Origin of the sequence: Jiangella asiatica (genome assembly GCF_004349065.1) — a bacterium.
Taxonomy (GTDB): Bacteria; Actinomycetota; Actinomycetes; order Jiangellales; family Jiangellaceae; genus Jiangella; species Jiangella asiatica.
In genome coordinates this window covers 26,166-41,574 of sequence record NZ_SMKZ01000058.1, presented here as the reverse complement: position 1 = coordinate 41,574, position 15,409 = coordinate 26,166, and the positions used below count along the sequence as shown (strand labels likewise).

Sequence of the window (15,409 nt, the reverse complement as noted above, 5' to 3'; positions counted from 1 at the left end):
GAACTGGGTGGGGGATCCGTCGTTTGCGTTGTGGTCGTTGTTGTTCGTGGGGTTCCCGTTCATTGCCGGGTTGCCGTTTCTGATCTTCTATTCGACGTTGCGGAATGTGCCGCGGGAGATTTTCGAGGCCGCGGCGTTGGATGGGGTGGGGCGGGTGCGCCGGTTTGTCGCGGTGGATCTGCCGTTGATGGCCCGGCAGGTGCGGTTGTTGTTCTTCTTGGCGGTGATCTCGACGTTGCAGTACGGGTTCATGGCCTACATCGTGACCTCGGGTGGGCCGGACAACGCGACGATGGTGCCGGTGCTGCGGATGATCAATGTGGCGTTCCAGGGGCAGGACTGGGGGTATGCCGCGACGTTGTCCACGACGTTGTTCGTGGTGACGTTGGTGTTGAGCGCGGTGGTGGTGTTCGCCCGTCGTTCGGACCCGGCGGCGACGAATGTGCGGGGTCTGTAGATGAGCGCGGTGATCGAGACCCCCACCAGCGCTGTGTCGGGCCGGGTGCCGGCGACGACGCGGCCGCGGCGGTGGCGGCGCCGGCAGTGGGGGATCAAGGCCGCCCTGGGTGTGTTGGTGGTGGTGAGCCTGTTCCCGTACGTGTTCATGTTGAGCACGTCGGTGAAGGACAACCTGCAGTTCGCGCAGAGCTACTGGGTGCCGGTGTTGCCGCTGCACTGGGGGAACTACGCCACCGCGTGGGAGCAGATCCGTCCCTACATGGTGGCCTCGATCGTGGTGGCGGCGGTGTCGATCGTGGCGATCGTGGTGTTGTCGTTGCTGGCCGGGTTCGTGCTGGCCCGGTATCGGTTCCCGGGGCGGGGGTTCTTCTTCGCCGCGATCGCGGTGTTGATGATGGTGCCCAGCATCTCCAGCCTGATCCCGTTGTTCGTGATGATGCGCGATTTGGATCTGCTCAACACCTACCCGGTGCTGATCATCCCGCACGTGGCCGGCGGGGTGGTGATCGGGACCATTTTGATGAAGACGTTCATCGAGGGCATCCCGCAGGAACTGTTCGATGCCGCCCGGGTGGACGGGGCCGGCGCGGCGCGGCTGTTCACCGCGATCACGCTGCCGCTGTCGCTACCGGTGATCGGGACCGTCGCGCTGATCACCATCAACGGGGTGTGGAACGACTTCTTCTGGCCGCTGCTCACCATCACCGAGAACGAGCTGCGCACCGTCTCGGTCGGGCTGCTGTTCTTCCAAGGCCAAGCCGGCACCGACTACGGGCCCATGTTCGCCGGCTACATGCTCGCCAGCCTCCCCCTGCTCCTCCTGTTCACCTTCCTGTCCAAATACTTCCTCGCCGGCGTCCAAGGCGGACTGCCCGGCTCACACTGATCGATGACCTCTTGGGACCGGCACCGTCAGGTAGCCGTCCGGGACGCCGCCACTTCCGCTGCTTCCGTGGGGTGCGTGGTACCCCGAATGATCACGTTCAGCACGAGATCTCGTGTCGCACCATGCTCGCAATCATGGTGAGGCTCGGGTGATCCTGCTGAACGTGATCATTTCGTTGGATCACGTCAAACCGTGAGCCGTATCGGAGCGTGGGTGATTCGCCGCTTTTATGATGGTGATCATGCCGAGACGTTCCCGCCTCGCTCTTGTGGCTGGCATCGCCGCGGCCTCCCTGATCCCCGGCGCGGTCGCGGCCGAGGCTCCGGTCGGGCCGGCGTCGGCCCACGAGCCGCGCGAGCGCTCGGTCGCCACCCGTTCCCCGAGCAGCGCCCCGGCGAATACGTCCCCGGGCGACGCCCCGACCGTCCCGACCGTGCGGCTCGCCTTCGCCGGCGACGTGCACTTCGAGGGTGCGTACAGCGACGTCCCGTCGAACCCCGACGCCACGCTCGGCCCGATGTCGGACGTTCTGCGCGACGCTGACCTGGCGATGGTCAACCTCGAGTCGGCAGTGACACTGAGGGGCGCTCCGACCCGCAAGGAGCTCGAGGACCCGTCGAACCGCTACTGGTTCCGCACCGGGCCGGCTGCTCTCGACCTGCTCCATCGGTCCGGAGTCGACGTCGTGTCCGTGGCCAACAACCACGGGGCGGACTTCGGCCCGACCGGCCTGAGCGACACCATTCTGGCCGCAGAGAACGGCGAGGTGGCCGTCGTCGGCGTCGGGCGACACGACCGCCAGGCGTTCGCGCCGTACCGCGTCAAGGTGAAGGGCACCGACATCGCCGTCCATGCCGCCGATGCGTCCCCGCGCGAGAGCGCGGACGCCATCTGGGCGGCAGCCCCCGGAACCGGGCCGGGTATCGCGTCGGCGCGCGGTCCAGGGGCCGCGACGCTCACGGCCGCCGTCCGCGAGTCGGCGGAGACCGACGACCTCGTGGTCGTCTATCTGCACTGGGGTGAGGAGTACAGCGTCTGCCCCACCGCGACCCAACAGAGCCTGGCCAGAATGCTCGGCACGGCCGGAGCGGACATCGTGGTCGGTACCCATACGCACATGCCCCTCGGTGCCGGTCTGCAGGGCTCCACCTACGTCAGCTACGGGCTCGGGAACTTCTACTGGTACAACGGCCGACGCTCGGAGACCGGTGTGCTCCGTCTCTCCGTACGTGGGGGCGAGGTCGTCAGTGACGAGTGGCTGCCAGGGCGGTTCCTCCCCGAGGGCGGCGACCCGATACCGCTGACCGACAGCGCACGGTCCTCCGCGGTCACAGCGTGGCAGAACCTGCGGGGCTGCACCGACCTGGCCCCCGGGCCCGGCACCGGCGCGGCGACGACAGGCGAGTCCGGCGCGGCCGACCAGCGGGCAGCTCCCGACGGCGCCGAGGAGCGGCTTCCCGACTTCGCGTCGTCCATCGACCACATCGATCCATCGGTGCGTCTCGGCATGCGCAGCCACGACCCCGAGACGTGTCCGGTCTCGCTCGCCGACCTGCGGCACGTCGTCGTCACCCATGTCGGGTTCGACGGTCGCGCGCGCCGGGGGGAGCTGGTGGTGCACGCGGACGTCGCATCCGACGTCGTCGACGTGTTCGCCGCGCTGTACGCCGACAGGTTCCCGATCGAGCGGATGCTGCTCGTCGACGAGTACGGTGGCGACGACGACAGATCCATGGCGGCCAACAACACGTCCGGCTACAACTGCCGCCGCGTCGCCGGCCAGTCGCACTGGTCCGACCACGCCTACGGGCGTGCCATCGACATCAATCCGGTCCAGAACCCGTACGTCGTGGGTGCCGACGTACAGCCGCCAGCCGCCGTCCCGTTCGTCGACGTGGACCGTTCCGCGCACGCGCCGGCGCAGCCCGGCGTCATTCGTGACGGCGACGTCGTACGCCGGGCGTTCGACCGGATCGGCTGGGAATGGGGCGGCCTGTTCTCCGACCCGGACTACCAGCACTTCAGCGCACCCGGCCGTCCCTAGCGCCGGGCTTGGAGAACACTGGCCGAACAGCCGGAATCACCCGGCCGGCGACCGGGCCGTGCCATCTAGGCTCCTGGCCATGAGGCGTGCGGTGCCCACGGTCGTGTGGCTGATCGCCTTCGTGCACCTGGCCGTCGCGCTCACGCAGACCGCCGTCTTCCCGAACGCGCGGTCTCCTGACGAGCGTCAGCAGGTGGACCTCGTCGTGCAGGTGGTTGAGGGCATGGCGTGGCCGTGGCCGGACCCCGGAACCGCATTCATGACCGAGGGCATCGAGGCCGGCTACTTCGTCCCCGTGGACCGCCTTGCCGCCGAGCAGCATCTCGCCGACCGCGACGACGTCCCTCAGCGCGGCGAACGTCCGTCCTACGCCGAGGCCGGTGGCAGCACCCTGACCGACGGACACCGCAATCAGCTCATCCAGCACCCGCCGCTGTACTACCTGCTGGGCGCGGCCGTCGTGACCACGATCCCGGGCTGGGCGGACCAACCCTTCGACGCCGTGTGGATGCTCCTGCGCTGGGGCAATGCGCTGCTCACCGCGTCATTGCCGATCCTTCTCTTTCTCACCGCGAAGCGCCTCGGGCTCGCGGAGCCACTGCCCGTCGTGGCTGCCGCGACACCGCTCGTCGTCCCCGAGCTCACGCACATCGAGTCGTCGATCAACAACGACAACCTGCTGATCGTCCTCGCCGCGGCGGCCACCTACCTCGTGGCCAGGGTTCTCACCGGTGACCTCCGGTGGCGAACGGGCGCTCTCCTCGGGCTCGTCACCAGCCTTGCGCTGCTGACCAAGGGCTTCGCGCTCTTGATGCCGGCGTGGATCGTCTTCGCCTACGTGGTCGCGGGTGCGCGGGAGCGGCGGAGCGTCGCCGCCGTCCGCGGGCTGCTCGTGGCGGGCGCGGCCGGCGTGCCGGGAGCGCTGTGGTGGCTGCGGAACGTGGTCGTCCACGGCACGCTCCAGCCGCATGGCACGCACACCGAACCGCCGGACCTCACGCCCGTCCATGGCTGGTCCGACGGCGGGTGGGACTGGCTGGCGCGCTTCGCCGAGCGCATGGTGACGCTCTTCTTCGTCAACGACCACGACTCCTCCCGCTCGCTCGACAGCTCCTGGTGGATGGCCCGGGTCGTCCTGGTCGTGGTCGTGGTCGGTATCGGTGCCGCGCTCGTGCACCGCTCCGTTCCCCGTTCGATCGCGCTGGTCCTCCTGTTCCCGGTCCCCGCACTCGCCGGGATCGTCGCGCGCGGCTCGTGGGAGCAGTTCGCGGCGTTCGGGAACATCGCGGCGGCGCAGCAGGGCCGCTATCTGTTTCCGGGCATCGTCGGGCTGATGGTCGTCGCTGTCGCCGGGGCCGCGCCGCTCGCGCTGGCGCGGCGGCGGTGGGTCCTCCCGGGTCTCCTCGCGCTCGCCGTGGCAATCCATACGGCGTTCTGGCACGACGTTTGGGCCCTTTACTGGCTGCCTGCGGACACGCGTGCGGGCAGTCTCGGGGCCATCGCGCGCGCCGTCGAGGCGATCGCCTACTGGTATCCGTTCCCGCCGGTGCTGCTCGGTGTCGTGCTGGTGGCCGGGCTGGCGGCCGCGGGACTCCTCGCACGGTGGGCGATCCGGGAGGCCATCTCGCCGGTCCAGCCGCAGCGGATGAAGGAGCCCGTAGCGTGACGCCCGCGCCCCGCACGCTCCTGCCGCTCGCCGTGCTCACCGCGATCCTCCTCTCGGCCGTTGCGGCGCTGGTCCAGGCGCCGTACGTAACCGGTGACGAGGCCCCGCACATCGACTACGCCTACCAGGTGTGGCAGGGCGAGCTCCCCGTCTTCGAGGACGGTCTCGAGCACCGCCCGGCGGGGGCGTGGCTCGCCCCGGTCCAGTGGACGGCGCAGCATCCGCCCCTGTACTACCTGCTCGTCGCCTCGATCGTCGGACCGCTCGCGGAGGCGGGCGACCCGGTGGCGGCGGTGTACGCCGCCCGAGGCGTGAACGTGCTGCTCTCCGGGGTCTTGGTGCTTGTCGCGCACGCCAGCGCGAGAAGGATCTGTTCGCCCGGCAGCGCCGTCCCGGCGGTGGCCGCCTTCGTCGTCGCGACGATGGCGGCGAAGTCCCACACCGGTGGCTCCGGCTACAACGATCTCCTCGCGGCCGTCTTCGTGACGGCCACGTTCGGCGTCGCGGCGGCGGCGATCAGGCGTGGCTTGGACGCCCGGCTCGTCCTGGCGCTCTCGCTCCTCGCGAGTGGAGCGGCGCTCACGCGGCTCTCGGCGGGGGTCGTCGCCGTCGTCGTCGCGGGCGTGGCCGGGCTCGCCGGGCTCGTCCGGGCAGAACAGGGACGGGGGCGGTGGCCGCCGGTCGTCGGTCTCGCGCTGGGCGGGCCCGTTCTCGTCCTGGCCACGGCGGGCTGGTTCTACGTCCGCAACGTCGAGCTGACCGGCACCGTCACGGGATCGCACTTCGACTGGTCCTACGAGCACCAGGGCAGGTCGTCGAAACCCCTCTGGCTCGTGCTGGTCGAGTACGTCACCTGGCTGCGGCTGCCGAACCTGTTCTGGTGGGCGGGCCAGGAGCCACCCCGGACCGCGTATGTGACGGACACGATGATCGTCACCGGCATCGTGCTCGTGTGGATCCCGATCGCGATCGCCCTGGTCCGAGCCGTCCGCCACCGCCGCGATTCCAGCGACGTCCCGGCCACCGACCGGCTCGCGCTGCGTCTCCTGCTCGCCCTGCCGGTGGTGGTGCTGGTGACGATGCAGGTGGTGTTCGCCTCCAACGGTGGCGGCGTGTACCCGCGCTACCTGCTGCCGGTATCGCTCCCGGTCTGCTTGGCGATCGCCGCCGGATTCACCGCTCGGCCCCGCCTGCTGGTGTCCGTGTGGACGGCGATCACGCTCGCGGATCTCGCCGGATGGGTCGTGGTCGAGCTCACGACACCGCCAGACGAGTTCTGGTACTACACCGAGCCGCTCGCCCCATCGGTCGCGGTGGCGGTGCTGGCGGCGGTCGCCGCCGTCGGGACGGCACGCCTGGTTCTCTCGACGACGGCGAACCGCACGCAGGCCACGACGGCCACCGCGGCCACGACGAGCGTCAGCGCACCGACCGCCACGAGCTGACCCGGTGAGAGCGGGCTCCACCCGGCCAGGCGCGCCGCCGCGTCGGACGCGCTCTCCCGGTCGCCCCAGTACATGCCTCGGAACCCGAACGCCAGGGACACCGCGGCCGCCAGGGCGCCGCCGGCGACGAACCATGGCACCGCCCCGGTGCGCGGACGGAGCCCGAGCGCCGCCACCGCGGCCAGCGCCGCGAGCCCCACGAACAGGTAGCGTCCCTGGATCGCGGTGATCCAGCCGGTCTGCACGTAGTGACGCCACGCGTTGACCACCACGCCGCCCCACAGCGCGACGGGCAGGAGCAGCAGCACCGCGGCGTCCTTGCGAGAGTCCCGGCGTACCAACCCCGCCACGCACAGCGCCGCCACGATCGTGGCGCCGCTCCAGTACACCGGGGGCGGCACGCGCAGCTCGAGCCAACCGAAGTCGCCGAAGAAGGAGCGGGTGAAGGCGGTGAGGACCGTGGTGACGAAGTAGCCGAGCCCCGCGCTCGGTGCCGGCTCCCACCGCTCGGGGATCCCCACGGGCTGGACGGCGCCGAGCACGAGCAGGTTGCGCAGCCACCACCACCCGCCGACGGCGAACGCGACCACACCCACGACGAGCACGCGTGCCGTCCGCGGCCACCACGTCCGACGGAGGTCCGTGAGCACGCGCCGTCCGGCGGGCCCGGCCAGGAGGTACGCCAGGATCACCATGGGCACGGCGAACGCGGCCATCACCTTGGTGAGGAGCCCGATGCCGAGCGCGAGCCCGAGCCCGGTCGCCGTCCACCACCGAAGGTCGCCGGTGAGGACCCGTGCGACGAGCCAGGTGATGACGGCGCCCGAGAGCGTGACCAGGGCGTCGTTGGTGACCGCCGAGAGGATGTGCGCCGACATCGGGACGAACAGCACGCCCACGGCGGCGACGAGTGCCGTCGGCCGCGCTTCCGGGCGGTCCCCCAGGAGGGTGCGCGCCGCCGCGGCGGCGAGGAGCGGCAGCGGCGCGAGCAGCGCGACGTCGAACAGGCGCAGGGACAGCAGCAGCTGGTCCCAGCGGGCCTCCGCCGTCCCGGTGGCCCGCAGCCAGGTCGCCGCGGCCGCGTAGTAGAGCGGCGGGTGCTGGGTCATCTGATCCACGGTGTCGAGGCTCCGGACGATGCTCCCGGGCTCGGGGAGAGCGTTCTTCGCCGATACCTCGAGGCGCTGTTGGTCCGGGACGGGATCGAGGTCGGTGTACTGGACGACGTCGTCACGGTTCAGATGCCGCGACGGGATGTCGGATTCCAGCGCCGCCTGCTGGGGGGCGACATCCATCGCGCGGCCCATGAGCGCCTCGCCGGGCGCGGGCCAGCCACCGCCGTAGGTGAGGCGGAGCACGCTGTTGACGTGCTGCGGCTCGTCAGGGGCGCGGAACGCGGGCGTGAGCACCGCCCAGCAGCCCGCCACCGCGACCACCAGCAGCGTGATCGCGGTGAGCGCGGCCCGGTAGCCGGTGGCCTCGTGCACGGCTAGCGCCTCCTCCTCGCCGCCGCGAGGCCGAGCGTGAGGTCCGCCGCGGTCATGAGCACCCGTGAGGCGAGCACGGCCACGACCACGGCGCCGCCGTCCAGTTGATCGGCGAGGACGAGCCCGAGCACGGCCTCGCGCACGCCCAGCCCGGCGGGGACGACCACGACGAGGAGACCCACCGCCCAGGCGAGCGCGTACGCGCCGGTCGCGAGCGCCGCCGTCGCGGGCGTTGCCTCCGCCCCGAGCGCGGTGGCGAGCAGCCAGGTGTGCAGGCCCGCCAGGAGCCATGCCAGGAGCGCCCACGCCGACGCCCCGGCGACGCCGGTCGCACTCAGCGGGTGGTCGAGTGGCGGACGGCTCAGCAGCCGTAGCACGAGCCCGAGCAGCCGGTTCGTCACGGGCGGCAGCAGGAGCACGACCAGCAGGGGGAGCGTGAGCATCGCCGGGCCGTACGTGTCACGGACGTCGTCAGGTCCGGCGAGGACCGCGACGACGGCGACCAGCAGCCCGGTGACGATCGAGACCAGCAGCGCCACGGCCATGACCGTCACCGACCGGCGTCGCGGGATCGCCAGGTCGGCCCCGATCTCGGCCGCGGCGACGAGGTTCCACACCCCGCCGGGCAGGTACTTGCCGAGCTGGGAGAGGAAGAACATCCGTGCCGCCGACCCCAGCGGCACCGTCGAGCCGAGATCGCTCAGGACCGCACGCCAGGAGACCATGGTGGCGAGAACGTAGGCGAGCGAAACGGCGAACGCCGCCAGCACCGTCAGCGGGGGCAACGCAGACCAGGCGTCGCGGACCTCGTCCCACCGGCTGGCGGTCGCCCAGGCCGCCGCGGCGAGCGCCAGGACGAGGAACGCCCGCCGCGCCCACCGGTTGCGCGAGAGCGCGAGCAGCCGTGTCATCGGGCGGGCGTCGTGGGCGCCGCGCCCAGGGCCTCGACGAGCGGCGCGACGACGGCACGGGCGGTGAACCGGTGGGCGACCGCGCGGCCGGCGGCTCTCGCCCGAGCGAGCACGGAGCGGTCGATGAAGGTCTCGATCGCGGTGGCGAGCGCCTCGGCGTCCCCGGGCGGGACGAAGGTGGCCCCGTCGCCGAACGCGCGCCGCTGCGGCCCGGTGTCGCTCGTAACGACCGCGCACCCGGCCGCCGTGCCCTGGTACACCTTGTTCGGGACGACGGCGAGCGCCTTGCTCGTGGTGCCGAAGATCCCGAGGCAGACGTCGTGTGCGGCCACTAGATCCGGGAGGTCCGTGGCCTGGACCCAGTCGTGCCAGGTCACCTCGACCGTGCCGTCCACGGGGTCGATCCCGGCCAGGTTCGCCCGCACGGCGGCGGCGTCCTGCCCGGACCCCACCAACGTCGCTCGGACCCTGACGCCGCGGCGATCGAGCAGGCGAAGCGCCTCGGCGATCACCGTGGTGCCCTGGAGTGGCGTGAACAGGCCGAAGAAGACCACCCCGAGTGCGCCGTCGTCGGCCGCACGCGTCATCGACGCCTCGGCTCGCGCTCCGGAGTCGAACCATGCCTGCGTCGCACCGACGGGGACGACGACGGCGTCGTCCCTTCGTCGCGCCGGCACCTGCGCGGCGTGCTCGGCCGTGTCGGTGACGACGACGTCCGCGGCCGCGATCGCGAGCCGGTCGAGGCCCGACAGCAGCAGGGTCCGACCGCCGGCGCCCACGCCGCGGTCGCGGGCGGTGCCGGCGGCGAAGACCAGGTGGTCCAGCACGACGGTGGCGGACGGGAAGAGGACCCGGGCGAGCAGCACGTCGAAGTGGCCGAGGTACCCGACGAGCACGTGGCTCGGGCGCTCGTCGCGGCCGAGCCGGAGCGCGCGGCCGGTGAGCGTGAGCCACCGTCGGCCCAGACGCACGGCGAGGACGGGTACCAGCCACGGCTTCTTCAGCAGCTCCACTCGCCTCGCGGTGTCGAGGCCGAGAGGCTCGGCGATCTCGCGGACGTCGATCCCGCGCTCGCGCAGTCCGTCGATGAGTACCTGGACCCTCGGGTGCGCCGTGACGTCGTACGTCCCGAACGCGACCACTCTCACGATGCGACGACCTCGCTGGCGGCCAGGTCCTCCGCCTGCCGCACCAGATCCGGCGCGCCGTCCGACGGCCTGCCCACGGCACCGGCCGTCCCCGGGTCGCGCCACGCGTCCCCGTACTGGAGCGCCTTGATCCGTTCGAGGGTCTCCTCCAGGAGAATGCGGTTGGTGCGCTGCAGGTCGACGATCACGAGGAGCGCGAAGGTCAGCAGCGCCCCCACGAGCAGCGCGGTTCCGACGACGAGGGACTGGACGTGGCCGTCACCGTCGCCCATGAGCCAGAACACGAAGAACCGCACGAACGGCACGAGCGCCGCCACCAGCATCGGCACGCCGATCCAGCTGAGGATCACGTTCGGCCGGTACATGAGGTAGGACCGGGCGATCGCCCGGCCGGACAAGTACATGTGCTGCCAGTGGCTCTTGAACAGGCGCGACTCGCGGGTCTTCGGGTTGGTCACGATCTGCAACGAGGTGATCGCCAGGCGCTTGTTGCCCGCCTGGATGATGGTCTCCATGCAGTAGCTGAACTGCGTGACCACATTGAGCCGCAGGAGCGCGGCGCGTGAGTAGGCACGGAAGCCGCTGGCGGCGTCCGGCAGGTCCGTGCCCGCGGCGAAGTTCACCACTCGCGAGCCGAACCTCTGCATCGCCTTCTTGAACGGCGAGAAGTGCCCGATGGTGCCCGTCTGCCGGTCGGCGATCACCACGTCGGCTTGGCCGGCGATCACCGGCCAGACCAGGTCGGGGATGCGCTCCTGCGGGTACTGGTTGTCGCCGTCGGTGTTCACCACGATGTCGGCCCCGTGTTCCAGCGCGTAGTCGACGCCGTCGCGGAAAGACCTGGCGAGCCCCATCGTGCGCGGATGGCGGAGCACCTCGGCGCCGTAGGAGCGGGCCACCTCGGCGGTCCGGTCGGTCGAGCCGTCGTCGATCACCAGCACGTGGATCTCGTCCACACCTGGGATCTCACGCGGGATCGACTCGAGCACGAGGGGGAGAGTCCCCTCCTCATCGAGGCACGGGATCTGGATGAACAGCTTCATGACAACCTCGCGCGGTACCGCGGATCGCGACGTCGCGAGCGGGCCGGCCCGAGGGCGGTGGACGTTCGTCGGGTCGTCGCGGCGAACCGCGACGGTGTTCGCGGTCGACCGGCCGATGAAGCCAGACACCGACGGAGCGGAGCGGACGTGGAGTATCGCACCCTGACAGGGTGCAAGACGGGGGAGATCACGCTGAAGCGGTTAGGGCGACGCGCACGCAGTGTTCCTCGGAGGTTCACGAGGGATATACGCGCACCGGTGTCCTGGGTCGCCGACGCGCCGGAAACAGGTGGTGCGACACGCTCGCCGCTGCACTATCAAGCGGACCTGACGCCCTCGGGGTGGACCGTGGCCTCAGCGTCACGGGGCTACGGTCACTCCGACGGTGACTCTCGCGGCTCCGGCACGATCCCACTGGTCGGCTGGTTCGCTCCGGACCAGCGCAAATACGGTGTCGGACGGGTTTCGACGCCGTCGGATGTGGGGCGCCGGCCGTCTGCCGACACGCTCCTGGCGCGACCCCCGGGGGCGGCGAGCCGCGGTCGTCCCACGCACTCCAGTGCTCGTCGCGTAGAGCGGTCTGCCACGCCGTGCCGTCCGTGCCGATGGCGAAGACGTCGACGGACGTTCCGTCCCGCGAGACGGCCCCGGGATGGCCGACCAGACGCTCCGGTGGGTGATGGCGGATCCAGGTGGTCCGAAGCCAGCCCTACATGTCCACGGCAAGCGAACGACGCGCTTCCTGACGGCGGCGGTTGCGGGCCGCCCGAGAGGGTACTGAGTCGGGCGACGTCCATCATCGAAGGGAAGCGGTCTCGATGGAACGTGGAAGCGACAAGCACGGTCCTCGCCACGACGACCAGCTGAAACACGAACTCCAGGGGACCATTCGCGCCAACCGGTCCAGCCGAGTCGAAGAATGGCGCGATCCTGAACCACCGGCCGACGACGATCCATTGCTTCACAGCGCCGCGGGAGTCATGGCCGCGACCTCAGTGGGCGACGTCATGACGCGGGAGATCATCGGTGTCTCGCCCACCGCGCCCGTACTCGAGGCGGCGCGGGCGATGCGCGACCATCACATCGGCGACGTGCTCGTGCTCGACGATGGTGCCCTTCGTGGAGTTGTCACCGACCGCGACCTTGCAGTCCGCGTGATTGCCGAGGGAATCGATCCCGAAACGACGCTCGCAGCCCACGTGGCCAGTGCGGACCCGGTCGTGATCACACGTCCGCAGGCCTCGGTGGCAGAGGCAGTCCAACTGATGCGCGAGCGAGCAGTGCGCCGGCTGCCGGTCGTGGACGACGGCCGCGCCGTAGGCGTCGTGTCGTTGGGAGACCTCGCGCAGGTCCGAAGGCCCGACTCGGCGCTCGCCGAGATCAGCGCTGGGGATCCGAATCTGTGATCAGCGGAGTCGCGATCTCCGTGTCAGCGAGGCGCTGCTGCGCCCGTCGAAGGCCGAACATCAAGTCGTGTGTGATGTTCCCAAGCTCAAGCGCTCCGAAGGCAACGGGCCCGAAGTCCCCGACAATCGCCGCTACGCCGCCGACATCCGGCCAGTCGGCGACTATGTCGGCCACGTGAGGGTATGGCACGGCCGCGATACGTCGCACGAGCACGAACGGAGGTGCGACGCCATGACCGACCCCATCGGTGAGATCAACCAGGCGCTCTACACAGCGACTCCGGCGGAGCGCCAGGCGATGCTTCGGGATCTGATACCGACCGTTGGTCGGTGGGTTGAGGAGTCGTGTCGTACGCCGCCAGCCGGTGACCTGCCATCACGCCAATGGCTGGACGAGGTGGCGCACCTGATCGAGCCCGTGCACGCTGCCGTCGAACGCGCGAGATCGGCAACGCCGTAGGGAACGCCGCCGTATTCTCGTCACCCGTTCTCACACGGTTCACGCGGCGCCCGCACCGGCGCAACGTCCGCCCTCCGAGTCTCCCCACACGATTCGACCTCCTATCACGAAGCTGACAACGCCGAGGTAGCTGGCTACCGGGGGATCGTGCTCGCCGCGGTTGTCGTGTTGCTGTTCTCCTGCTGGCCGCGCGGGGACTGGCTTGCCGCCGGCCGGTTCCTCCACGGGTGATGCGGTGCCCTACGGCGGGCCGGGCGTTCTGGGCGAGAAGCACTTCTTGGGAGAGCCGTTTCTATTCAGGCGAAGTGGGCACTTCTCGGTGCGTGCGTCAAGGGTCGCAAAGGGGGTAGGCCGCATGAAGGTGCTGGGCATCAACGCGATCTTCCACGATCCCGCGGCAGCACTGGTCATCGATGGCCAGATCGTCGCGGCCGCCGAGGAGGAACGCTTCAGCCGACGCAAGCACGGCAAGCGGCCGGTCCCGTTCTCGGCGTGGGAGCTGCCCGAGCAGGCGGCCCGCTGGTGCCTTGATCAGGCTGGTCTCGCGCCGTGGGATCTCGATGCCGTTGGCTACTCCTTCGATCCCGGTCTGGCCCGCTCGGCCGCCGAGATGTGCCTGCACGATCCCTGGGACCATCTGCGCCGGACGTACGCCCAACGTGCGCCGGGCTTTATCGCGACCGCGCTGCCGGGGCTCCGCCCAGGCAAGGTGCGCTACGTTGCGCACCACGTGGCGCATGCCGCGTCGGCCGGCCTCGCCGCTCCGTACGACCAGTGCGACGTACTAGTGCTCGACGGTCGCGGCGAGTGTGCGAGTCACCTGGCCGGCTGTTACGACGACACCGGCATTCTCAAGACCCTGGCCACACAGCAGCTGCCGCACTCGGTCGGCCTGCTCTACGAGGACATCACCGAGCACCTGGGCTTCCTGCGCAGCAGCGACGAATACAAGGTGATGGCCCTGGCGGCGTACGGCACGCCGCGGTACGTCGACGTTCTGCGCTCTGCCGTCTACACCACCGGTGACGGGGGCTTCCGGACCGAACCCGTCGACTGGGCCACGTACGCGCCGGCCCGGCGGCCCGGCCAGGAGTGGACGCAGGCTCACGCCGACCTGGCGGCGAGCGTGCAGTGCCGGTTGGAGGAGGTCCTGGTGGAGCTGGCTCGCTGGTTACGCGCCCACACTGGAGGCAATCGCCTGACCATGGCCGGCGGGGTGGCGCTGAACTGCGTCGCCAACACGGTGGTCGCCGAACGCAGCGGCTACGACGAGGTCTGGATACAGCCCGCGGCCGGCGATGCCGGCACCGCGCTCGGCGCCGCCCTGCAGGTGGCACATACAGACGGCGATCTGCTCTTGCCGATGCCCGGCGCCGACCTGGGCCGGTCGTGGACCGACAACGAGCTGGAGAACCACCTGCGCAAGGCGCGGCTACCGTACGAACGGCCAACCGACCTGGCGGATGCCGTGGCCGAATGCCTCGAATCCGACGGCATCGTCGCGTGGTTCCAGGGCCGCAGCGAGTACGGGCCTCGAGCGCTCGGCCACCGATCGCTGCTCGCTCATCCCGGCCGGGTCGAGAACCTGCGCCGGCTCAACGACATCAAGGGCCGTGAGCAGTTCCGGCCGGTGGCACCGATGGTGAGCGCGGTGCGGGCCGCGGAGCTGTTCTCCCGCGGTCCACTGCCCTCGCCCTACATGCTGTTCACCCACGACGTGGCGCAGGCGTGGCGCCCGCGCATACCGGCGGCGGTCCACGTCGACGGAACCGCCCGCATCCAGACGGTTCATCGGGCAGACGAGCCGCTACTGGCCCGGATGCTCGAATGCTTCGAACATCGCACCGGGCTCCCGGTCGTCATCAACACCAGCTTCAACACCGCCGGGCGGCCGATGGTCGACAGCCCGCGCGACGCCCTGGAGTGCTTCGGCTCCACGCCTATCGACTTACTGGCGATCGGCCCGTTCGTCGTCCGCAGGCCGGCGGTGACCTGATGCCCCGGCTGTCTAACACCATCGTCATCCCCACGATCGGACGGAACAGCCTCGACGTGCTCCTGCGCCGCTTGCGCGAGGTGAGCGGGCCGCGGCCAGCCGACATCCTCGTGATCGACGACTCCGTCACCCGGTCCGGTCCGGCGGCGGCGCGCAACCGGGGCTGGCGGCAGTCCCGCACTCCGTGGGTGAGCTTCCCCGACGACGACGTCGTGCCCGAGCCGGACTGGGTGGAGCGACTGACGACGGACCTTGCCGGCGGCGCGATGGGCGCCGTACCGGGTGCCGCACGTCCTGCTCGGCGACCAGCACGCGCCGTGCCGGGACAGCCGGGTCACGACGTGCACGATCCCCGGGCACCCGTGCCCTGTCCTCGGTGTTCGCGGACGAAGTCATCCGTGCCATCGCAGCCCTTGCCACCACACGCCAGACGCACGAGCCGGCCGCGGGAAGGTGAC

11 protein-coding genes and 2 pseudogenes are annotated in these 15,409 nt (G+C 70.6%); 9 read left to right on the top strand and 4 right to left on the bottom strand.

Annotated elements, in window-relative coordinates:
- The 4 genes from E1269_RS27220 to E1269_RS27205 all read left to right on the top strand — a co-directional run.
- A partial coding sequence (locus E1269_RS27220; protein WP_131900521.1) for a carbohydrate ABC transporter permease occupies window positions 1-457 on the top strand: 457 nt, incomplete at its 5' end.
- The gene (locus E1269_RS27215) at window positions 458-1,345 is read left to right on the top strand and encodes a carbohydrate ABC transporter permease (RefSeq protein ID WP_131900519.1); all 888 of its coding nucleotides are present in this window, start codon (window positions 458-460) and stop codon (window positions 1,343-1,345) included. It begins immediately after the preceding gene.
- A 241-nt stretch (window positions 1,346-1,586) separates the two neighbouring features.
- Entirely contained in the window at window positions 1,587-3,389 is a 1,803-nt protein-coding gene (locus E1269_RS27210; protein ID WP_162606653.1) for a CapA family protein, read from the top strand.
- A 79-nt stretch (window positions 3,390-3,468) separates the two neighbouring features.
- Window positions 3,469-5,055 (top strand): glycosyltransferase family 39 protein, encoded by a 1,587-nt coding sequence (locus E1269_RS27205; protein ID WP_131900515.1) that lies wholly within the window; start codon window positions 3,469-3,471, stop codon window positions 5,053-5,055.
- Between the two features lie 1,282 nt (window positions 5,056-6,337).
- Here E1269_RS27205 and E1269_RS27200 read toward each other — a convergent pair.
- From E1269_RS27200 to E1269_RS27185, 4 genes are read right to left on the bottom strand one after another with little or no spacing between them, the layout of a single operon-like run.
- Complete coding sequence (locus E1269_RS27200) at window positions 6,338-7,987, bottom strand: DUF2142 domain-containing protein (protein ID WP_131900513.1); 1,650 nt, start codon at window positions 7,985-7,987, stop codon at window positions 6,338-6,340.
- 2 nt (window positions 7,988-7,989) lie between these two features.
- Window positions 7,990-8,898 carry a lysylphosphatidylglycerol synthase domain-containing protein gene (locus tag E1269_RS27195; RefSeq protein WP_131900511.1) on the bottom strand — a complete coding sequence of 303 codons (909 nt, stop codon included), beginning with the start codon at window positions 8,896-8,898 and terminating at the stop codon, window positions 7,990-7,992.
- On the bottom strand, window positions 8,895-10,046 hold the full coding sequence (locus E1269_RS27190; protein ID WP_203434126.1) for a glycosyltransferase family 4 protein: 1,152 nt from the start codon (window positions 10,044-10,046) through the stop codon (window positions 8,895-8,897). Before E1269_RS27190 ends, E1269_RS27195 begins: the two co-directional genes overlap by 4 nt.
- Window positions 10,043-11,089, bottom strand: a complete 1,047-nt coding sequence (locus E1269_RS27185; protein WP_131900535.1) for a glycosyltransferase family 2 protein — start codon at window positions 11,087-11,089, stop codon at window positions 10,043-10,045. The genes E1269_RS27190 and E1269_RS27185 overlap by 4 nt, the downstream gene beginning before the upstream one ends.
- Before the next feature lie 818 nt (window positions 11,090-11,907).
- Between E1269_RS27185 and E1269_RS27180 the strand changes: the two genes are divergently transcribed.
- The 5 genes and pseudogenes from E1269_RS27180 to E1269_RS34440 form a co-directional block, all read left to right on the top strand.
- Entirely contained in the window at window positions 11,908-12,495 is a 588-nt protein-coding gene (locus tag E1269_RS27180; protein WP_203434124.1) for a CBS domain-containing protein, read from the top strand.
- A 67-nt stretch (window positions 12,496-12,562) separates the two neighbouring features.
- A complete protein-coding gene (locus E1269_RS27175) occupies window positions 12,563-12,955 on the top strand; it encodes a hypothetical protein (protein WP_131900507.1) in 393 nt (130 codons plus the stop codon).
- A 355-nt stretch (window positions 12,956-13,310) separates the two neighbouring features.
- Window positions 13,311-14,951: a carbamoyltransferase family protein gene (locus E1269_RS27170; protein WP_131900531.1), complete on the top strand. Its 1,641-nt coding sequence runs from the start codon at window positions 13,311-13,313 to the stop codon at window positions 14,949-14,951.
- A pseudogene (locus tag E1269_RS34445) lies at window positions 14,951-15,148 on the top strand (glycosyltransferase family 2 protein); the annotation flags it as partial. The gene E1269_RS27170 and the pseudogene E1269_RS34445, both read left to right, overlap by 1 nt.
- Before the next feature lie 55 nt (window positions 15,149-15,203).
- Window positions 15,204-15,408, top strand: a pseudogene (locus tag E1269_RS34440) (glycosyltransferase family 9 protein); the annotation flags it as partial.
- Window position 15,409 lies beyond the last annotated feature (1 nt).

Excerpts from the sequence above, each read along its gene's own strand:
- E1269_RS27215 (WP_131900519.1), top strand. The coding sequence starts at position 458 with ATGAGCGCGGTGATCGAGACCCCCACCAGCGCTGTGTCGGGCCGGGTG.
- E1269_RS27210 (WP_162606653.1), top strand. The coding sequence starts at position 1,587 with ATGCCGAGACGTTCCCGCCTCGCTCTTGTGGCTGGCATCGCCGCGGCC.
- E1269_RS27205 (WP_131900515.1), top strand. The coding sequence starts at position 3,469 with ATGAGGCGTGCGGTGCCCACGGTCGTGTGGCTGATCGCCTTCGTGCAC.
- E1269_RS27195 (WP_131900511.1), bottom strand. The coding sequence starts at position 8,898 with ATGACACGGCTGCTCGCGCTCTCGCGCAACCGGTGGGCGCGGCGGGCG.
- E1269_RS27185 (WP_131900535.1), bottom strand. The coding sequence starts at position 11,089 with ATGAAGCTGTTCATCCAGATCCCGTGCCTCGATGAGGAGGGGACTCTC.
- E1269_RS27180 (WP_203434124.1), top strand. The coding sequence starts at position 11,908 with ATGGAACGTGGAAGCGACAAGCACGGTCCTCGCCACGACGACCAGCTG.
- E1269_RS27170 (WP_131900531.1), top strand. The coding sequence starts at position 13,311 with ATGAAGGTGCTGGGCATCAACGCGATCTTCCACGATCCCGCGGCAGCA.